The 18199-nt window shown below is 71.4% G+C and carries 19 protein-coding genes and 1 pseudogene; 6 read left to right on the plus strand and 14 right to left on the minus strand.

Annotation, left to right across the window (positions count from 1 at the left end):
* Nucleotides 1-67 precede the first annotated feature (67 nt).
* Together ACZ6TU_RS24590 and ACZ6TU_RS24595 are read right to left on the minus strand one after the other, a co-directional pair.
* Nucleotides 68-571 carry a glutathione peroxidase gene (locus ACZ6TU_RS24590; RefSeq protein WP_467673001.1) on the minus strand — a complete coding sequence of 168 codons (504 nt, stop codon included), beginning with the start codon at nucleotides 569-571 and terminating at the stop codon, nucleotides 68-70.
* Nucleotides 568-1602, minus strand: a complete 1035-nt coding sequence (locus ACZ6TU_RS24595) for an ArsR/SmtB family transcription factor (RefSeq protein WP_467673003.1) — start codon at nucleotides 1600-1602, stop codon at nucleotides 568-570. The genes ACZ6TU_RS24590 and ACZ6TU_RS24595 overlap by 4 nt, the downstream gene beginning before the upstream one ends.
* A gap of 70 nt (nucleotides 1603-1672) precedes the next feature.
* Between ACZ6TU_RS24595 and ACZ6TU_RS24600 the strand changes: the two genes are divergently transcribed.
* The 3 genes from ACZ6TU_RS24600 to ACZ6TU_RS24610 all read left to right on the plus strand — a co-directional run bounded on the left by ACZ6TU_RS24600 (nucleotide 1673) and on the right by ACZ6TU_RS24610 (nucleotide 5269).
* Complete coding sequence (locus tag ACZ6TU_RS24600) at nucleotides 1673-2869, plus strand: MFS transporter (RefSeq protein WP_467673005.1); 1197 nt, start codon at nucleotides 1673-1675, stop codon at nucleotides 2867-2869.
* Between the two features lie 211 nt (nucleotides 2870-3080).
* Entirely contained in the window at nucleotides 3081-3506 is a 426-nt protein-coding gene (locus ACZ6TU_RS24605) for an effector-associated constant component EACC1 (protein WP_467673007.1), read from the plus strand.
* Nucleotides 3506-5269 carry a caspase family protein gene (locus ACZ6TU_RS24610; protein WP_467673009.1) on the plus strand — a complete coding sequence of 588 codons (1764 nt, stop codon included), beginning with the start codon at nucleotides 3506-3508 and terminating at the stop codon, nucleotides 5267-5269. Before ACZ6TU_RS24605 ends, ACZ6TU_RS24610 begins: the two co-directional genes overlap by 1 nt.
* A gap of 60 nt (nucleotides 5270-5329) precedes the next feature.
* On the opposite strand, the gene ACZ6TU_RS24615 is transcribed toward ACZ6TU_RS24610, so the two are convergent.
* From ACZ6TU_RS24615 to ACZ6TU_RS24650, 8 genes and pseudogenes are all read right to left on the minus strand, one after another.
* Nucleotides 5330-5803 (minus strand): MarR family winged helix-turn-helix transcriptional regulator, encoded by a 474-nt coding sequence (locus tag ACZ6TU_RS24615; protein ID WP_467673011.1) that lies wholly within the window; start codon nucleotides 5801-5803, stop codon nucleotides 5330-5332.
* A gap of 36 nt (nucleotides 5804-5839) precedes the next feature.
* Nucleotides 5840-6538, minus strand: coding sequence for a hypothetical protein (locus ACZ6TU_RS24620; RefSeq protein ID WP_467673013.1), 699 nt, complete (start codon nucleotides 6536-6538; stop codon nucleotides 5840-5842).
* 104 nt (nucleotides 6539-6642) lie between these two features.
* Nucleotides 6643-7443, minus strand: coding sequence for an SAM-dependent methyltransferase (locus ACZ6TU_RS24625; RefSeq protein ID WP_469551022.1), 801 nt, complete (start codon nucleotides 7441-7443; stop codon nucleotides 6643-6645).
* A 137-nt stretch (nucleotides 7444-7580) separates the two neighbouring features.
* Nucleotides 7581-8060, minus strand: a complete 480-nt coding sequence (locus tag ACZ6TU_RS24630) for a hypothetical protein (protein WP_467673017.1) — start codon at nucleotides 8058-8060, stop codon at nucleotides 7581-7583.
* A gap of 77 nt (nucleotides 8061-8137) precedes the next feature.
* Nucleotides 8138-8710, minus strand: coding sequence for a hypothetical protein (locus ACZ6TU_RS24635; RefSeq protein ID WP_469551025.1), 573 nt, complete (start codon nucleotides 8708-8710; stop codon nucleotides 8138-8140).
* Nucleotides 8707-9267, minus strand: a complete 561-nt coding sequence (locus tag ACZ6TU_RS24640) for a DUF6461 domain-containing protein (protein ID WP_467673519.1) — start codon at nucleotides 9265-9267, stop codon at nucleotides 8707-8709. The genes ACZ6TU_RS24635 and ACZ6TU_RS24640 overlap by 4 nt, the downstream gene beginning before the upstream one ends.
* Nucleotides 9268-9294: 27 nt before the next feature.
* Nucleotides 9295-9862: pseudogene (locus ACZ6TU_RS24645) on the minus strand (polysaccharide deacetylase family protein); the annotation flags it as partial.
* Nucleotides 9863-9864: 2 nt separating this feature from the next.
* Complete coding sequence (locus ACZ6TU_RS24650) at nucleotides 9865-10539, minus strand: glycoside hydrolase family 11 protein (RefSeq protein WP_467673021.1); 675 nt, start codon at nucleotides 10537-10539, stop codon at nucleotides 9865-9867.
* A 395-nt stretch (nucleotides 10540-10934) separates the two neighbouring features.
* Here ACZ6TU_RS24650 and ACZ6TU_RS24655 point away from each other — a divergent pair, with 395 nt between their 5' ends.
* The gene (locus tag ACZ6TU_RS24655; protein WP_467673023.1) at nucleotides 10935-11531 is read left to right on the plus strand and encodes a hypothetical protein; all 597 of its coding nucleotides are present in this window, start codon (nucleotides 10935-10937) and stop codon (nucleotides 11529-11531) included.
* Nucleotides 11532-11811: 280 nt separating this feature from the next.
* Nucleotides 11812-12966 (plus strand): amidohydrolase, encoded by a 1155-nt coding sequence (locus tag ACZ6TU_RS24660; protein WP_467673521.1) that lies wholly within the window; start codon nucleotides 11812-11814, stop codon nucleotides 12964-12966.
* Between the two features lie 8 nt (nucleotides 12967-12974).
* Here the strand turns inward: ACZ6TU_RS24660 and ACZ6TU_RS24665 are convergent, their stop codons facing one another.
* Nucleotides 12975-14678 (minus strand): CocE/NonD family hydrolase, encoded by a 1704-nt coding sequence (locus tag ACZ6TU_RS24665; RefSeq protein WP_469551029.1) that lies wholly within the window; start codon nucleotides 14676-14678, stop codon nucleotides 12975-12977.
* A 109-nt stretch (nucleotides 14679-14787) separates the two neighbouring features.
* Here ACZ6TU_RS24665 and ACZ6TU_RS24670 point away from each other — a divergent pair, with 109 nt between their 5' ends.
* Complete coding sequence (locus ACZ6TU_RS24670) at nucleotides 14788-15504, plus strand: TetR/AcrR family transcriptional regulator C-terminal domain-containing protein (RefSeq protein ID WP_469551032.1); 717 nt, start codon at nucleotides 14788-14790, stop codon at nucleotides 15502-15504.
* Between the two features lie 78 nt (nucleotides 15505-15582).
* On the opposite strand, the gene ACZ6TU_RS24675 is transcribed toward ACZ6TU_RS24670, so the two are convergent.
* The 3 genes from ACZ6TU_RS24675 to ACZ6TU_RS24685 form a co-directional block, all read right to left on the minus strand.
* Nucleotides 15583-16152 (minus strand): hypothetical protein, encoded by a 570-nt coding sequence (locus ACZ6TU_RS24675; protein ID WP_467673551.1) that lies wholly within the window; start codon nucleotides 16150-16152, stop codon nucleotides 15583-15585.
* 6 nt (nucleotides 16153-16158) lie between these two features.
* A complete protein-coding gene (locus tag ACZ6TU_RS24680; protein WP_467673028.1) occupies nucleotides 16159-16587 on the minus strand; it encodes a hypothetical protein in 429 nt (142 codons plus the stop codon).
* A 178-nt stretch (nucleotides 16588-16765) separates the two neighbouring features.
* Entirely contained in the window at nucleotides 16766-18142 is a 1377-nt protein-coding gene (locus ACZ6TU_RS24685) for a pyridoxal phosphate-dependent decarboxylase family protein (protein WP_467673030.1), read from the minus strand.
* Nucleotides 18143-18199 lie beyond the last annotated feature (57 nt).

The raw sequence follows: 18199 nt of genomic DNA on the forward strand, positions 1-18199 counted from the left end.
GCGGCTCTTCCGCCCGACGACGAGGACGCTCGGGCCTGCCCCAGGGGCAAGGTCAAGCCGGGGGGTGTCAGGCCAGCTGGGCCTCTATCGCCGCCACGACCTCCGCCGACTCCGGCTCGGTCTGCGGGGAGAAGCGGGCGACGACCTCGCCGTCCCGGCCGACGAGGAACTTCTCGAAGTTCCAGCGGATGTCCCCGCTGTGCCCCTCGGCGTCGGCGAAGCCGGTCAGGCGGTCGTACAGCGGGTGCCGGTTCTCGCCGTTGACCTCGACCTTCTCGGTCATCGGGAAGGTCACGCCGTACGTCGCCGAGCAGAATTCGGCGATCTCCTCGGCGTTGCCGGGCTCCTGCCCGAGGAACTGGTTGCAGGGCACGCCGAGGACGGTGAAGCCGCGCTCGGCGTACCGCTCGTGGAGCTTCTCCAGCCCGTTGTACTGCGGGGTCAGGCCGCACTTGGAGGCCACGTTCACCACGAGCACCGCCTTGCCCGCGTACTGGGACAGGTCGGCGGAACCGCCCTGGAGGGCACCGATCTCGACGTCGAGGGGAGAGGAACCGTTGCTGGTCGTCATGAGTGGATGCTAGCTCCGACGGGTGTCGGGCCGGTTCCGGCCTCCACCAGCACCTGCCCAGCCGCCGTGCGCGAGTACAGCACCGACCGGCCCGCCCGCCGCCGCTCGACCAGCCCGGCGTCCAGCAGCACCCGCAGATGCCTGCCGACCGACCCGAGCCCCTGCCCGGTCACGGCGACCAACTGGCTGGTGCTCAGCGGGGAATCGAGAAGGACGAGCACACCGGCCCGTGCGGCCCCGAGCAGCGCGCCGAGGCTCGCGGGCACGGTCCGGCCGCCGGGGTCGGCGAGCGTGCCCGCGCACGCGTAGATCACCGCGTACCGGTCGGGCTCCTCCCAGGACACCCAGCCGGTCTTCGGGGTGACCGGCACGAACACCAGCTCGGCACCGGAGATCTCGCGGGGCGGGTACTCGTGCAGATTCACCTGGAGCCGGTTGTCACCCAGCCACCGGGTCCGGCCCGGTCGCAGCGCGTCCAGCACCGCCGCCCAGCCGCCCCGGCTCACCTGCGCGGTCCGGGCGACCACGTCGGCCTCCAGCACCCGCCGGCGCCGGTCCCAGTCCGGCCGTACGGTCTCGGTCCAGACGTATGTCAGCAGGTCGGCCGCGCGCTCGGGGAGGTCGTCCCGGTCCAGGACGGAGGGACGGGGGTCCCCCCTGGTCGAGCGGAGCCGAGAGCTTGGGTGAGGGTCGGCGAGGGAGATCCGCAGATGGGCGCGGGCCTCGTCGGGGCGGGCCGCCCGCACCCGCGCCACCCCTTCCTCGAAGGTCTCCCGGTCTCTCGGCGTGGGCGTGAGGAAGTCGGCGATCCAGGACCGGCCCAGCCCGGCGCGGACGAGCAGCGCGGTCACGGGGTCGGCGGCCAGCCGGGCCCGGTAGCCGGGCAGGTGGTCGCGCAGCCAGGCCCGTTCGCCCGGATGCGCGGGTGCGCCCCGGTGCAGCAACTGGAGGCAGGCGAAGGTCTCGGCGAGCGGCGAGAGCACGAACCGGCTCCCCGCGAGGGTGTCGGCGTTGATCTGCCACCAGCCCATGCGGCCCCCCGATGTTTCGCACCTGCGCGAAACAATAACCACGCGATCCGCGACGCCGAAGACTCCGCGCATGCGCAGCTACCGCGAACTGTTCCGCACGCCCGAGTTCACCCCGTTCTTCCTGGCCGCGTCGGCGCAGACCGTCGCCCAGACCATGGGCGGACTGGCCCTCGGCACCCTGGTGTACCGGGCGACCGAGTCGCCGCTGCTGTCCGCGGTGAGCATGTTCGGCTCGTCGCTGGTGCAGGTACTGGGCGCGACGCTCCTGCTCTCGGCGGCCGACCGGCTGCCCCCGCGCGCCGCCCTGACGGCCCTGCCGCTGCTCTTCGCGGCGGGCACGGCGGCCCTGGCCCTGCCCGGCCTGCCGATCTGGGCCCTCTTCGCGATCGTCCTGGCCATCGGAATGGCGAAGTCGGTGGGCGGGGGAGTGCGCTGGGGCCTGCTGAACGAGATCCTCTCCAAGGACGGCTATCTGCTGGGCCGCTCGGTCTTCAACATGATGAGCGGCCTCATGCAGATCGCCGGATACGCGACCGGCGGCGCGCTCGTGGCCCTGCTGTCCCCACGGATCTCCCTGCTGGTGGCCGCCGCCCTCTACGTCCTCGCAGCCGTGGTCGTCCGCCTCGGCCTGACCAGCCGCCCACCTCGTACGGCCGGCCGCCCCTCGGTGTCGGCGACGTGGCGCACCAACGCCCTGCTCTGGTCGTCCGCACCCCGCCGCCAGGTCTATCTGGCCCTCTGGATCCCGAACGGCCTGGTCGTCGGCTGCGAATCCCTCTACGTCTCCTACGCCCCTGACTCCGCCGGCACCCTGTTCGCCTGCGCCGCGCTGGGCATGCTGGCCGGGGATGTGCTGGTGGGCCGCCTGGTCCCGCGGCGGCTGCGTCCCCGTCTGGGCTTCCCGCTCCTGTTGCTCCTGGCCGTCCCGTACCTGCCCTTCCTGCTCCAGCCCCCGCTGCCGCTCGCGGCGGCCGCGGTCACGCTGGCCTCCGTCGGCTTCGGCGCGAGCCTCGTCCAGCAGGAGCGCCTGGTGGCCCTGACGCCCGACGCCCTCACGGGCCACGCCCTGGGACTGCACTCGGCCGGCATGCTCACGATGCAGGGCGTGGCCGCGGCGCTCGCGGGCTCGGTGGCCCAACTGACCTCCCCCGCGGGGGCGATGACGGCGATGGCGACGCTGTCGGCCGGGGTCACGCTGGCGCTGATGGCGGCGCCCGGCAGGCGCGAGGGGCGGGCGGCTACGGCACCGCCGCAGGGGCCGACATGACCTCGCCGGACGAGGACATCGCCACCCGAGGAGCGCGATGCCTGCCGGGTGATGTCCCCGGGCCGTCCGGCAAGCCGCAGTGCGGGACCGGTTCGTACTCGTGCAGCCCCTGGAGCGAAGTATCCGATCAGCCGCTCCCGCGTTGTACTCAACGTCCGTCCGGACGTGGTGCGCGTCGCGACACTCCACGCGCACACAGTGGGGAGGCTTGGTGCGCATCACCATCGGTTCTGCCGAGCAGGACGACACCGGCGTGGCGATCGCCGATCTCTTCGCCTGGCTGCGCGGCGACACGGAGTTGAGGCGCGAGGTGCGGGGGCCCAGTCTCCAAAGCCGTGGCGCACCGGGCGCGATGGGCGCGACGAACGTCATCGAGCTGGTGCTGGGGCAGGGAATCGCCGCGCTCAACCTCGCGGTGGCGTACGCGACCTGGCGCACGGCGCGTCCTTCCGCGCCCGCGGTGACCATCACCTTCCCCGGTGGTGTCCTGACGGTCCGGGACGGGAACGAGGAAACCGTACGACGCATCGTCGAGGCGCTGCGCACCGCGGAGGAAGCCGAATCGGCGGCGGCGTCGCACACGACGGGTTCCGGCGAACCCACGGGTGCTGCTGGAGGGACCGTGGAAGGCCCGTAATGCCCCTGCCCGACACCTCCACGTCGCGGGCCGTCATCATCGGCGTCTCGGACTACACGGAACTCGAGGCTCTGCCGGCCGTCACCAACAACGTGACCGACCTGGGCGCCCTCTTCACCCGCGATGATCTTTGGGGTCTTCCCAAGGAACACTGCACCACCCTGCTCAACCCCGCCACCGGCCGAGAGATCCTGGAGACGGTCTACGACGCCGCAGCCGAGACGCGGGACACCTTCGTGCTGTACTTCGCCGGGCACGGCCTGGTCTCCCCCCACTCCGAGCTGTGCCTCGCACTGCCGGACACCCACCCCGACCGGCTCTACCGCGCCCTGGAGTTCTCCAAGCTGCGGAACGTGATGCTGGACGCGGGCGGCGGGGCACGCAACAAGGTGGTCATCGTGGACTGCTGCTTCAGCGGGCGGGCTCTGCAGGGCCACATGGGCCCGGCGGTGGAGATGGCGGATCACGCCGAGGTCGACGGCTCCTACGTCATGACCGCCACCGCGGAGAACAGACTGTCGCTGGCACCCCCGGGCGAGCGCTTCACCGCTTTCACGGGTGAACTGCTCAGGGTCCTGTCCGAGGGGATTCCCGAGGGCCCGGAATTCCTGGACATGGAGACCATCTACAGGTCCGTGCTGCGCGAGCTGCGGGCGAAGGGTCATCCCCTTCCGCAGCAACGGATCCGCAACGGCGGTCGCTCCATCACGCTCGTACGCAACCAGCACAGCCACAACGAGGACTTACGCCACCGAGGAGCAGCAGGGCACGCCAACGAGCTCATCACGGACACCCGCATGGACGACTCACGTGAGAGCACCGCACGGGCCCTCGGCGACGATACCGCCGACGGCGGGAAGACCGCGCCGGAGCGTGTGCCGTGGCGTGCGCTGCCAGCGGCGGTCGCGTGCGTTGCCGGGGCGGGCCTGGGGCTGGCACTGCTGCTGGTACCCGGGGGCTTCGAGAATCCGGCAGGCCGTGGTGCCTCCGAGACGTCCGCGTCGGCTTCACCGTCGAGCACCACGCTGCCCGGCAGGCCGGCCGCCGATGACGTGGCCGACATCGGCGACCAGCCGGTCAACACGGTGGCGATCATGGGACTGAGGGCCTGCACCAGCGCCGACATCACCGTGCGGCTGAGGTCGGTCGCCAACGCCTACTCCGACGAGGACCCGCACCTGAAACTCGCGGTGAGAGCGGACACCGGAGCCGGCGGTCCGTTTCCCTGCCGGATCAACCTCAGCCGTACGGATGCCTACCTCATGGTGACCCGAGCCGCCGACTTCAAGGAGACGTGGAGGTCATCTGCCTGCGCGTCCGGCCACGACGGCCAGCGCTGGGTACAGCTCGCGCGCGACAAGCCCGTCACCGTCGACTTCCACTGGGACCGCAGGACCGGCACCAAAGGCTGCGACCGAGACGGAACCGCCTCCTCCGGCACCTACCTGGCCGAGGCGCTCGTGCTGAACGAGAAGGCGAGAACGAGCTTCGTCCTCGACCGACTGCCACGAGAAGGGGCCGCCGCACCACCGACAACGCCGTCGTCCGCGCGATCCGCGTACACGGTCTCCGGCGGATCTGTCGGTGGCACCACCGACGGCGGCGGAAACGACGAGGAGTCCGCCACACCGAGCTGGAGCCCCTCTGACCAACCGACAGAAACCGTCCGTCCCACCCCCACCGACGGCACGGGAGGCAACGAGGGCACCAGCCAGGGGAACGGCGACGGTGGCGGCATCTTCGGCGGCCCCAACGGCGGGTGAGCGAGCCGGAGCACGTGTCGTGCGGGAGCGGTGCCTCACGGCGCTTCCCAGCCGGTCCCGCTACTCGACGCCCCACGCCCTCTCGGCCTCGACGAACACCTCGGGAACCTCGTTGTCCACCACGACCCGCGACAGCAGTACGGCCAGCCGCTCCCGTTCGGCGCCGCTGAGCCCGGACGGCAGGGCCTCCATCCGGCGGCAGGTCTCGGCGTGGAACTTCTCGGCGAGTGCGGCGCCGTCCTCCGTCAGCCCCACCCGTACGGCCCGCCCGTCGCGCGGGTCGGCCTCCCGCTGTACCAGACCGCGCTGCACCGTCCGGTCCACCAGCCCGGTCAGGCTCGACTTGGCCAGCCCGAGCATCTCCCCGAGCTCGCCCATCCCGTACGGCTGCGGCATCAGTACGCAGAGCAGCTTCCCCTGCTGCGGTGTCAGTCCGTACGCCCGGCCGGCCTCCGTGTACACACCGTCCACCAGGAACGCCGCCCGTACGAGCGCGGCGACCACCCCCACCTGCCCGGTTGCCCCTCTCCCCATCCGCTCAGGGTACCGACCGGTCAGTCCCCGTGCGGGTCACTCCTCGTCCGGGGCGCTCTCGTCCGGGGCCCCGCCCTCGATGAGCCGTTCCGCGATGTCGTCGGCCCACTCCTGGGCCCAGCGGCGGAGTCCGGCGACGCCCGTGGCGTCGAGGCCGTGGGCGGTGAACGCGCTGTCGTCGAGCCAGTCCGTACCGGTCAGCCGGGCCTGGAGGTCGGTGAGGTCGAAGGGCTCGGGGGCGTGGCGGCGGCCGAGTTCCTCCAGTTCGGGGTGGCTCCAGCGGGTCGCGGCGGCGTATACGTCGACCAGGTCGCGGGCGAGTCCACGGTCGGCCAGGTCCCGCACCCGCGTGCCCACGACGTCGTCGAGGGACAGGGCCGGCCCGAGCCCGGTCACCACGGGCGGGCGCCACAGCACCTCCTTGTGGAGGCCGGCCTCGTACTCCGCACCGCTCGCCGCGTCGGTGACGAGGAACTGGGCGGACAGCGCATCGCTCTCCAGCGTCTGCACGAGCCAGCCGCGCGCCACCAGCCCGGTCCGGACCGTGTCGGCGATGCCGTCCATCCCGGCGGGGTGCTCGGTGGCGACGTCCACGTCCCGCCCGGCCCGCTGCACCAGCCCGTGCGCCAGCACCGCGTAGCCGCCGGCGAGGACGAGGGAGTAGGGCTCACCCACCGCGAGCAGATCATCGATGAGCCGCTGGACCGGCTCGGGGGCGGGGGGCGGTGCGGACATGTCCTGATTATCGCGTGGGGGCTTCTTGGAGGCTTCTTGGGGGCGCGGGGAACCGCGCGACCCTCCACGACGGCGCGGCACCCGACGACGGCCCCCTCGACCCCCTACTGGGGCTTGCGGCCCACGCCGCAGTACGCGTCCACGGCACTGCCGGAGGCACCCTGGGCAGCCTCCGGCCGCCACTCGGGCACCCGCACGACTCCTGGCTCCACCAACACCAGCCCGTCGAAGAACCCGGCGATCTCGGCAACCTCACGGACGTAATACGGCACCGCCCCACTCGCGTTGTAAGCCTCCGACGCGGCGATCATGCCCTCACTCGTCGCGGTGCTGTCGCTGATCACCAGGTGGCTGCCGGCCGGCAACCCCGCCATCAGGCGGCGCACCAGTCCACGCGCCTGTTCGTAGTCGGCGACATGCCCCAGCGTGTTGAGGATCATCAGGCCGACCGGCCGGGACAGGTCGAGCGTGCCCGCGGCGGCCTCCAGGACCGCATCCGGGTCGTACAGGTCGGCGTCCAGATAGGCGGTCCTGCCCTCGGGCGTGCTGGTGAGCAGGGCGTTGGCGTGGGCCAGCACGATGGGGTCGTTGTCGACGTACACGATCCGGGAGTCCGGTGCCACGCGCTGGGCGACCTCGTGCGTGTTGTCGGCGGTCGGCAGCCCGGTGCCGACGTCCAGGAACTGCCGTACACCCTGCTCGACGGCCAGATACCGCACGGCCCGTCCCAGGAACCGACGGCTCGTGACCGCCACGTCGACCAGGCCCGGGAAGATCGACTTGATCTGGTCGCCGATCTCGCGGTCGACCTCGTAGTTGTCCTTGCCGCCGACGAAGTAGTTCCAGAAGCGGGCCGAGTGGGGCTTGGACGTGTCGATACGGTCACGCAGGCTGTCGTCGAGCACGGCAGGGCCTCCTGGGGGTGGGGAAGGGGGACCGGCCCACCAACCTAGGTGAACTCCCGGGCCGGACTCGGATGTTGTCCGACCCCGCTACCGGACCACCGTGGAGTTTCGGCCACGCGGAAGCGAGCCGCCACCCGTCACGCCCCGCCGGAGGCGAAACCGCCCAGGCGCCGGCCGCCGGTCCCACCGTCGTTCCCGTGCCGCCGGGTCGCCAGCCAGGCGCCGCGCCCCAGGGCCCACAGAACCAGCCCGGCCGCGACCGGCGTACCGAAGATGATCAGCAGCCCGGCACCGATGTTGGCCCCGACGACCCCCGCGGTCAGGATCCGCCAGCCCACACCGGCCATGAGCCCGACCACCACGAGCGGCCCGAGCACCCCCCACCAGCGCCGGTCCATCCCGCCACGCCGCGTACCCCGCACGAGCACCGCGGCACCGACCCCCGCCAGCACCAGCGCGAGCCCACCGACGCCGGCGGCCGCACCGTCCCCGATGTCCCACGGCTGGTAGGCGTAGTCGAGCTCACTCGCCGGCAGCCCGTCGTAGTTCTGCTGCCCCATCAGTCCCCAGGCGGCGACAGGCACCCCGAGAACGAGCGCGGCCCCGGCCGAAAGCATGCCCCGATTCTTCATACCGTCATGGTCGCGTCGGCCGGGTGGGCACGTCATGAGCACGCGTACTCAAGTACGTCGACCTACTCGCGTCCCGACCCGAGGGGTGCGGCAGGCAGCCCGAAGTGCTCGGCGATGATCCGCACGGTCTCCGTGCCGTCCGGGTTGAAGCCCGGCTCGGAGTCGTACCGGGTGGTCCGCCCGACGATTCCCTCCTCCAGGAACTGCCGTACGAACAGGTCGGCCTGGCTGCCGAAGCGGCGGGACTCGCGGCGCGCACCGACGTTGAAGAGCGAGACGGCGAAGCCGCCGCGGCTGTAGGCGAACTGGTACGGATGCTCGGCGCAGTGGGGCACCGCGTACCGCCGGCCGTCGCCGCACGAGCACGCTGGTGTGGACGCCAGGAAGACCATGTCGACGTTCTCCTGGTCTCGGACACGGTCCGCGTACCGGAAGCCGGTGATGTACTGGCCGAGTTGCTGGACGGCGCCGCCGTCGGGGGTGGACTCCGCGTGGTGCGTCAACCAGGCCCAGCCGTCCTTCGAGGCACCGGAGCCGGCGGCGGGCAGCCCCGCCTCGGTGAAGAAGCCGTGCAGGCCGGCCAGGGGGATTCCCCGGCAGAACGTGAGGAACGTGTCCGGGGCGAGCCAGGTCACCGGGCCGTCACCTCCGGGGACAGCGGCGGCGAGGGCAGGTCGAAGAAGCCGGCGACCGCCCGGACGATGCGGTTGTGGTCCTCGTAGTGGTGGTCGAAACAGTCGTGACCGGCTTCGTCCGCCTTCTCGCACTCGGCGTCGGGCCCGATCAGCTTCGCGGCCAGCAACTCGGCGGACAGATGGTCGGGGTTGTCCCCGGGCCGCTGCGTCAGGTCCTCGAAGCTGAACCAGGTGATCAGCCGCCCGTCCCGGTAGTACTCGAAGTGCGGCGGGTGTGCCTTCGCGCTGCACGGCTCGGTCACGAACACGACGACCTCGGCGCCCGCGGAGATCTCTCCGTAGGCCACGGCGTCGTAGTCCTCGATCTCCGCGTTGAGCATGTCGTGGACGACCCACGCCCACCCGTTCCCCTCCCCGCTCACCAACGGCTCCCGCCGCAGCTCACGCAACCCCTCGGCGAGCGTGTCCAGCTTCATCCCGCGCGCGAACACGAGATTCACCTCGTCGTGCCGACCGGTGTCCAGAACAGGATCGGAGACGTGCATCCATTCAGGCATGCGACGCATCGTAGGAGCGGGCACTGACAACCGGCCGTTGGTGAGGCGGTCGGCAGCCTGGACGATCGCTTCGGTGTTCGCGCCGTTCCAGTCCCGGGAGTCGACGTGCCGGATGATCTCGGTGAGGCCGTGGCGGGCCGCGACCGACTTTGGTCTCGCTGTACGGCGGGCGGAACAGTTTCGGTGTGCCGCCTCCCGCGTTCGCGATGGTCTGCTGGGTCCGGGAGATCTCGGAGTCGATCTGTGCCTGGTTCAGCTGGGTCAGGTGCGGGTGGGTGTAACTGTGGTTGCCGATCCACATGCCGGCGGACACCTGGGCCCGGACCAGAGACGGGTTGGCGGCGGCGTACTGGCCCTGGTTGAACATCGTGGCCCGTAGGCCGTTCTGGCGGAGTGAGTTGAGCAGTGTGGTCGTGTTGCCGGACGGGCCGTCGTCGAAGGTGAGTCCGACGTATCCGGTGCAGGCGGCGGCCCGGGACGGGGTGGCGGTGGCGGCCGTCGTGGTGGTGGCCACGAGGGTGTCGGTTGCGGCCGTCGCCAGGACGGTCAGCCTCGTGAGCAGGGCGCGGAACGAGATCCGTGGAGTGGCTGCCATCGTCAGCGCACCGTGATGTTGGAGCTGCCGCTGCTCTGGTAACCCTCGGTCGCCATGATCATGTAGTACTTGAAGCTGCCCATGGGCATACCGGCCCGGGCCCAGGCGTCGAAGTGGTTGCCGGCCGTGATGGTGCCACCCGTCCTCTTCGACTGCCGCACGCTCCAGTACTGGTCGAAGGTCCGCGTGCCCTCCACGGACGGGGCGTTGTAGCGCGTCGTCCTGTAGATGTCGTACGTACCGCCGTCGCTGGTGACGGTGCCCTTGTACGTACCCGTGGGCCGGTACGTGCCCCAGTTGTCGACGATGTAGTACTCGACGAGCGGGTTGGCCGTCCAGCCGTAGAGGGTCAGGTAGGCGTTGCCGGACGGGTTGAACGTGCCGGAGTAGGTCACGCTGCGGCGGGCGCCGGTGCTCCAGCCCTTGCCCGCGACGAAGTTCCCGGTGTTCCGCCATGAGGTGCTGTAACTGCCGCCTGCGGACAGGTTCATGGAGACCGTGCCCGGTGCGTCGGTCCAGAACGAGTAGTAGTAGCCGTCGTGCGTCCCGGTCTGGTTCCTGGTGACGACCGTGTCGGCGTGGGCCGTTCCTGGCAGGGCCATGCCGGCGACCGCGACCAGGAGCATGGTGCAGGCGGTGCTGACGAGCAGCCGCAGGCGGCTGAACGAGTGCGTCATGGGGGTGCTTCCTCCTCGTCCGTGTGGGGGTCGTGACGGAGGTGCGCTGTCCCCGGGAGTGTTGGCCTGGCCCTGCCAACTGTCAATGGTTTCGGTGGTTGTTGCGAAAGATTCGTTTACGGTTTGGGCTCCGACGGGGGTAATTGTCGCAGGTCGATGGCTAGTTGGGGTCGCAGTAGGGCGGGGTTGTGCGGGGTTGCTCGGACCGGAAACCCGGAATGCAGGATTCCGCTCATCGAATCTTTCGAGTCGGTTTCCGGAGCATCCGAGGACGGACGGGAGCCATTGCTGTCACTTGCAACCGCCTCAAACCTGGTGCGCTCAGGTGCCGTTGTCCAGCACACTGCGTCCATGGACGCGTCTGACGAGATCGCTGAGCCTCACGGATCAGCTCCTTGGCCGAGCTGATGAACCACACGTCCCCGACCCCGTCCACCACGGACGCCGAGTGTCTCGCGCTCACCCGTGCTCTGCGGCGCCGCGGCACCCTCGTGCTCTCCGTGTTCGCCCTGGTGTGGGCCGTCGCGGCGGCCTCCGGGGCCGGTTCGGCGACGGACGTCGCCCCGCTGGGCATCGAGGTGGCGGCCGTGCTGCTCACGGCGGTGGCCCTCTACCTGGGATACCGCAAGAACGCCGCGCCCTCGCCCCGGACCGTGAACCTGCCGGCGAACTGGGCGCGCGGCGTCGGCATCGTCAACACCGTCGAGCTGGTGGCCGTCTTCGCCGTCATCGCCGCGTCCAACGCCTCGGGCCGTCCCGAGGTCATCCCGGCCGGCATCGCCCTCGTCGTGGGACTGCACTTCTTCCCGCTCGCCCGCCTGTACGACCAGTGGCAGTACCGATGGACGGCGGCCCTGCTGACCACCGTCGCGGTCGTCGGCTTCGTCCTCATCGCGGCCGGCCTCACGAGCGAGACGGTACGGGGCGTGGTCGGCCTGGGCAGCGCGGCGGTGCTGTGGGCCTCGGCGTACCACTTGGCCGTACGGGGCTGAGACAGATCGGGGCCTTCCACAGGGCCCGGCGGGGGGTACCCCCACCCACAAGCGGTGGCTCGCCGGATGGGCGACGCATGCGCGAGAAGCGATCGTGTACGCACGGGTCTTCCGCTCGCCGGACGACCACTTGGCAGACCACGAAGGGGGAACAGTGGAGCGTCCTGCGGAGCATGCTCTCGCCCGCCGTACGCTCCTGGCCGGCATGGCGGCAGCAGCCGGTACGGGAGCGGTGTGGGGTAACGAGGGGAAGGCCGTCGCCGGCGGGTGGAGGAGACCGGTGGCGAACGGGGCGGTGGACGCCGAGGCAGCGCGCCTGGAGGCCGGGTTGATCGAGCTGAGGCGGGACATCAACCGGCACCCCGAGCTGCCGGGGGAGGAGCGTCGTACCGCGGGCGTGGTGGCCCGGGAGCTGCGAGCGGCCGGGCTGACCGTCACCACCGGGGTCGGCGGTCACGGCGTGGTCGGTGTCCTGCACGGCGCGCGTCCGGGCCGGACGGTCGCGTACCGGGCGGACATGGACGCGGTGCCGCCCAAGGACATCGTCGGTGGCGGCCGGGCCGCGGCCCACTTCTGCGGGCACGACATCCACACGACGGTGGCCCTGGGCGTCGCAAAGACCCTGGCGCGGCTGCGGCAGCACCTGAGCGGCACGGTGGTGTTCCTCTGCCAGCCCGCCGAGGAGAGCCTCTCCGGAGCCCGCGCACTGATCGAGGCGGGCGTGCTGGAGCAGACCCGCCTCGAGGAGATCCACGCGCTGCACTGCGGACCGTTCCCCGTCGGCCGGTTCGCCGTGACCGGGGGGTACGGGATGCCGGGCCAGGACAAGGCGGAGGTGACGCTCCAGGGCCCGGACGCACCCGATGCCGCGCGGCGACTGGCCGCCGAGATCGGCGCGCTCGCCACGGTGACACCCCCGCAGACGCCCGCGGACATCGAGCGGATGGTCACCGACGCCCAGACGCCCGACGGCCCGTTCGCCCGCTTCGTCGCGCTCCGGGCCTCGGCACGGGAGACCGAGGTGAACGTGTCCTACCGCTGTTGGCCGCAGGAGCGGTACACGGAGATACGCGAGGAGATCCGCCGGCTGGCCAGGCCGTACGCGGGAGCGTCGGTGAGCTTCCCCGCCGAGCCGTTCCCGGCCCTGGTCTGCCCGGAACCCGACGCCCGCGCGCTCGCCCGCCACCTGCGCCGCAGACTGGGCCGTGACTCGGTCGCCACGCTCCACTCCGCGTTCCCGCCCTTCAGCGGCGAGGACTACGCCCTCTACCTGGACCGCGTCCCCGGCACGTACACCTTCCTCGGCGTCCGCGCCCCCGGCGCCCCCATCACGACCAGCTACCCGCACTTCCCCGACTTCGCCCCGGACGAGCGGTCCATCGGCATCGGCGTACGGGCGATGGCGGGGTGGATCGCGGAGCGGACCCACCGTTAGACATCGCTTCACGCGGTCCGGGACCCGTGGGGAAGTATCAGCCCGGTGCCGGCGTGCAGCGTGATGCGTATCGGTGTGAAGTCGACCGCGTCCACCGAGGACTTGCCGGTACCCGGATTGCGGGCGTAGCGCGGATGGGCACCCCCACTGATCTGCCAGCGCATCCGGTGCCCGGCCGGGAAGCGGTAGGCGGTGGAACTCATCCGCACGGTGACCTCCGAGGGCGCCTGCCCCACCGTCTCCAGCCGAGCGACCCCGTCACAGACGTTGGTGGAGCGGCCCTGCGCGTCCACGTCGCACAGACGGGTGAAGACGTCGGCGTACCCGGTGTCCGTGGAGACGCTCAGCCGTGCGGAGACCGGACCGAGGATGTCCACGGGTTCGGCCAGCGGCGGGCCGGTGAAGGTCAGGACGTCCGCCCGGCCCTCCAGGGCGCTGTTGTCGCGGGGACCGGCCGTGCGGGAGAGCAGGGGGCCGCCGATGGACGGTGTGGGGTCGGCCGGGTCGTAGCGCAGGGACGCCAGGGGCGCGGATTCCGCGCCGTCCCGGGGTGCCGCGTCGGCTCGCTGCCCGAGATTGCCGTCCGGGGTGGGAACCCACGAGGTGGTGACGGGGGAGAGGGAGGGCCAGTCGTCGAGGTCCCGCCATACGTCTTCGCCGCCGACGTGCACGCGCACACGCGTGGGACGCAGTCCGGAGGGCTCGGCGCACAGGTGCGCGCGCAGCCAGGCGAGGCTCTCGGCGAAGACCTCGGGCCAGCCCTGCTGCATGGCGGACGTATGGGTCCAGGGGCCGACGAGCAGGGCGGTGTCGCACCCGGCCTGACGCAGTCGGGCGTACTGCTCGAAGGTCTGGTCGACCAGGGCGTCGTGCCATCCGGAGACCAGACTCGTCGGGACGCTCAGCCGCTCCGCCGCCCGTGCCAGGGACGCGCCGTCCCAGTACGGGTCGTCGGCGTCCGGGTGCGTCATCACGTCGTCCAGCCACGGCACGTCTCCGAGAGCGGCCGTGTACGCCCCACGCAGTGGCCGCGCGGTGACCATCTCGCGCATACGGCGCTGCAAACGCAGCGTCGCCCTGGCGAAAGGCGCGGCCCCCCGGTGCTGGTACGCCATGCCCAGGCCGACGAGCAGCGCGTTCTCCAGCCGGAGGACGCCGTCCGCGTAGAAGAGGGAGTAGGGGTCGTGCAGACCCACCTGCACCACCATCGCCTTCAGCTCCGGCGGCGGGTCCAGGGCGAGCGCCCACTGCACGTATCCCAGGTAACTGGGGCCGACAGTCCCCAGCGTCCCGTTGAACCAGGGCTGTTCGCGCAGCCAGGACACCGTGGCCCGGCCGTCGGCGGCCTCGTTGCGCCACAGATCGAACTCACCGCCTGAACCGCCGGTGCCGCGGCAGCTCTGCAGGACCACGTGGAAGCCCTGCTCGGCGAAGAGCATGCCGTACATGGGGGACCAGGGCAGGCCCCTGCCGTACGGCGAACGCACCAGGAGGGTGGGGAAATCGCCGGTCGTCCGGGGGAAGTAGTGGTCCGTGACCAACGGACTGCCATCGGCGGCCGGTACCACCAGCCCCGGCTCCCACCCGACGTCGTGCCGCTTGTCCGGGAGACCGCGCCAGATCGCCCTCATCATCCGTGAGGACAGCGGCGGCTTCCGGCCGGGCGGTGTCCAGGCCGGCTTCGCCGCAGGGTCGTGGGTGCGTGATGCCATGGTTGGTTCCCCTCCTCGATTTTACGTACGTTGTACGAGAATAGAGGATGCTTGGATACGCGTTGGTGGATACCACCAAGCGAGCCACGTCGACAGGAGTACGAAGACGGTGACGCGTGACGGCGGGCCCGGAGCCCCGGGCATCGACCCTCAACAGCTGTGGCTGAGTCCCGATCGGCCCCGCCGGGGCCGCAGGCCGGGGTTCAGCCGCGAAGCGATCACGGCGGCCGCCGTAGCCCTGGCGGACGCGGAAGGGCTGGAAGCGGTCACCATGCGGCGGGTCGCCGCACAGGTCGGAGCCGGAGTCATGTCGCTCTACAGCTATGCCTCCGACAAGGAAACGCTGCTGGAACTGATGGTCGACCACGTCAGCGGCGAACTGCCGACGTCGGGTCCTCTCACCGGCGACTGGCGCACCGACCTGAAGGCCATCGCCCACCTCCAGCGCGACCTCATGCTCCGCCACCCCTGGCTGCCCGCCGCGCTCTCCACCCGCCGCAGCCTCGGCCCCAATTCCCTGGCGTTCCTGGAACACGCCCTCGCCGCCTTGCGCCCCACCGGTCTGGACGGCGCGGCAAAGCTGGAGGTCTTCGCCCAGCTCACCGCGTTCGTCGCCGGACACGTCGCCCACGAGGTCATGCACGCGGCGGCCACCCAGTCCCCCGACCGGGTCGCAGCCGAGGCCCGCTACCTCGCGACTGTCGCCGCGGACGGCCATCACCCGGAACTCGCCGAAGCCATCTCCGCCCCCGCGCGCACCCTCACGCCCGAAGCCACGTTCACCCGGTTCCTCAGCCGCCTGATCGACGGCCTCGGCACCGAGTGATCCCGAGTGATCCCGTACAGCGAACTGCGCGTGGCCCTGCCCACGTTGTCGGACAAGGCGCTGTCCGACCGGCCGGCATCAGCACTCCGGGAGGTTCGGCATCTTTCCCTCCGGGCCGTTGACGTACACGGCGTTCACCCAGCCGTCCTGGTGTTTGAGCCACCAATTGTTCCGGTATGACTTGGACTTGCCCGTCGTCCTGTCCTGTCCGCCCTGCTGCTGGCAGCTGAAAGGCCAGTGCCCCTGAGGCAGGGTGCGGACATAGCGGCTCTCCACGGTGATGCCGGCCCGCACCGGGGCGCCGTCGTGGCGCCACACCTGGCACAGGATCGGATCGCCGCTGCGCCGACTCGGGCGGCAGCCGGTCCGGAAGTCGAAGTCGTATGCCTCGGCGGGCGCGACCACCGTGGGCGAGGAAGGAGCGGGACCACCCTTGTACGCTTCGGCCGGATCCTCACCGCTCGATGCGCTCTCGCCGCTGCTCATGACGATCAACGCGACAGCGGACGCCACGACCGCTGCGCCGGCACTGCCCACGAGCCACCACTTCCCGGCGTGGCCCGCGATGGTGATGTCGCCGCCCGCCTGGTAGCTGTTGCCACCACCGGACAGCGTGGCCCTCTGCCGAGCCGAGGATCGTTCTCCCATGAGACGTCATGCCCTGCTGATACTGATGTCGCCGCCCGCCTGGTACGCACTGCCGCCACCCGTCACACTCGCCTGCTGGCGGATCGCGCGCCCCTCGCCGGGCGTACCGTCACCGCCGGGTCGTGCACTGAACCGCGTATCGGCCAGTCGCTGCAACTCCGAGGCGAGCCCTGGGTCCGCCAGCAGCAGGCCGTACAGCCGTCCCTGCCACTCGCCGGCCAGGGCCATCCCCTGGGGACCGCCGGTGTCACCCTCCTGGAGCAGCCGCGCACGGGCCTCGTCCAGATCGGCGTCCACCCGGTCCGCCTGTGCCGGGCTGACCTGCCGCCACAGCGCCGTCAGCGCTCGCTTCGCCCCGTCCCACGTGTCCGTGACGAGAACGTTGATCAGAGCCGTCGCCGTACCCGCCGCCAGCGTGCTCAGTGCCCCATCCATCCCCGTGTTCCTTTCCCGTCCGCGTTGGCACAAGCCGGTGTCCCCTTGACAACAGGCGCCGGGCCGACGAGGTAACGACGCGGACCGACAACGGCCCTTGCTCGCGCACCGCTCATGCCTCCTCATACAGGAAGCGCCGGCGTGCGTGCGCGACTTGTCCTGGTGAGTGCCGCCAGGATCACGACGCCCGCGTCAGCCGCACGATCGCCGCGATCGACCGGTCGACGTCGGCCTCTGTCGTGGTGTGGCCGGACACCGAGATGCGCATCAGCCGTCGGCCGCGCCAGGTGGTGGCGCCCATCCAGCAGGTGCCGTCGTTCTGCACTGCCCGCACGACATGGTCGGTACGGGCGTCGTCGCCGAAGCTGACGAGGACTTGGTTGAGTGCCACGTCGTTGACCACCTCGAAGCCCGCCGCGGACAGGCCGCCGGCGAAGCGGCGGGCGAGGGAGCAGCAGCGGTCCACGAGTTCTGCGACGCCGTCACGGCCGAGTTCGCGCAGCGCCGCCCAGGTGGCGAAGCCGCGTGCGTGGCGGGAGGACTCGGCGGTGTAGTCGGCGCCGCCGGCCGGAGTACCGCCGGCGCGGGTGAGGTAGGAGGCGGTGTACGACAGAGCGTCGGCGTGGACGGCGGGGCGGGAGCAGAAGGCGTAGCCGCAGTCATAGGGCACGTTCAGCCACTTGTGGCCGTCGCAGGCCCAGGAGTCGGCCAGTTCGACGCCGTCGACGAGGTGGCGGGTCGCCGGGCTCGCGGCCGCCCACAGGCCGAAGGCGCCGTCGACGTGCACCCAGCCGCCGTGGGCGTGGGTGAGATCGCAGGCCGTACGGAGGTCGTCGCAGGCGCCGGTGTTCACGTTGCCCGCCTGGGTGCAGACGATCGCCGGCGTGCCCGGGTCGGACGCCAGCACCCGGCGCAGGTCGCCGGTGTCGAGGGCGCCGCGTCCATCGGTGCGGACCGTCTCCAGGCAGTCGGTGCCCAGGCCGAGCAGCCGCAGCGAGCGGTCGATGGTGGCGTGGCGCTCCTCGCCCGCGACCACCCGCAGGCGCGGGGCGCCGCCCAGCCCCTTGCGTGCGACGTCCCAACCGGCCTCGGTGAGCAGATGCTGCCGGGCTGCCGCGAGCCCTGCGGTGTTGGCCGCCTGTCCGCCGGTGACGAATCCGGTGGACGCCGTGGCGGGGATGCCGAGCAGGTCCTTCAGCCGGCCGCCCGCCGCCTCCTCCGCGGCGAGCGCGGCGGGCGAGAGCGCGGCGTTGAAGGCGTTCTGGTCCCACCCGGCGGCGAGGATCTCCGCGGCGGTGGCCGCGGGCAGCGCCCCGCCGACGACGAACCCGAAGAACCGCGGCCCCGCGGTGGCGACGAGTCCGGTCTCGGCGGCGGCGACCAACTCGTCGACCACCGTGAGCGGGTCGGCGGACGAGCGGTCCAATGGGCGGGAGAACGCGGCACGCAGGGCCGCATGGTCGACGGGCCGCGCCACCGGCCGCTCGGGCAGCGAGCGGCGGTAGGCGGCGGCGTGCTCGGCGGCGTGATGGAAGATCTCGGTCAGCTCGTCCATGACCGGACCGTAACCACCCCTCCGAGCGGTTGGGAACGGCCAACCGGCGAAGACTGG

It is taken from the genome of Streptomyces sp. NPDC052064 (assembly GCF_055585925.1).

Bases quoted from the DNA above. Each gene is read 5' to 3' on its own strand.
- ACZ6TU_RS24590 (WP_467673001.1), bottom strand. From the start codon at position 571: ATGACGACCAGCAACGGTTCCTCTCCCCTCGACGTCGAGATCGGTGCC.
- ACZ6TU_RS24595 (WP_467673003.1), bottom strand. From the start codon at position 1,602: ATGGGCTGGTGGCAGATCAACGCCGACACCCTCGCGGGGAGCCGGTTC.
- ACZ6TU_RS24600 (WP_467673005.1), top strand. From the start codon at position 1,673: ATGCGCAGCTACCGCGAACTGTTCCGCACGCCCGAGTTCACCCCGTTC.
- ACZ6TU_RS24610 (WP_467673009.1), top strand. From the start codon at position 3,506: ATGCCCCTGCCCGACACCTCCACGTCGCGGGCCGTCATCATCGGCGTC.
- ACZ6TU_RS24615 (WP_467673011.1), bottom strand. From the start codon at position 5,803: ATGGGGAGAGGGGCAACCGGGCAGGTGGGGGTGGTCGCCGCGCTCGTA.
- ACZ6TU_RS24620 (WP_467673013.1), bottom strand. From the start codon at position 6,538: ATGTCCGCACCGCCCCCCGCCCCCGAGCCGGTCCAGCGGCTCATCGAT.
- ACZ6TU_RS24630 (WP_467673017.1), bottom strand. From the start codon at position 8,060: ATGCTTTCGGCCGGGGCCGCGCTCGTTCTCGGGGTGCCTGTCGCCGCC.
- ACZ6TU_RS24640 (WP_467673519.1), bottom strand. From the start codon at position 9,267: ATGCCTGAATGGATGCACGTCTCCGATCCTGTTCTGGACACCGGTCGG.
- ACZ6TU_RS24650 (WP_467673021.1), bottom strand. From the start codon at position 10,539: ATGACGCACTCGTTCAGCCGCCTGCGGCTGCTCGTCAGCACCGCCTGC.
- ACZ6TU_RS24665 (WP_469551029.1), bottom strand. From the start codon at position 14,678: ATGGCATCACGCACCCACGACCCTGCGGCGAAGCCGGCCTGGACACCG.
- ACZ6TU_RS24675 (WP_467673551.1), bottom strand. From the start codon at position 16,152: ATGGGAGAACGATCCTCGGCTCGGCAGAGGGCCACGCTGTCCGGTGGT.
- ACZ6TU_RS24680 (WP_467673028.1), bottom strand. From the start codon at position 16,587: ATGGATGGGGCACTGAGCACGCTGGCGGCGGGTACGGCGACGGCTCTG.
- ACZ6TU_RS24685 (WP_467673030.1), bottom strand. From the start codon at position 18,142: ATGGACGAGCTGACCGAGATCTTCCATCACGCCGCCGAGCACGCCGCC.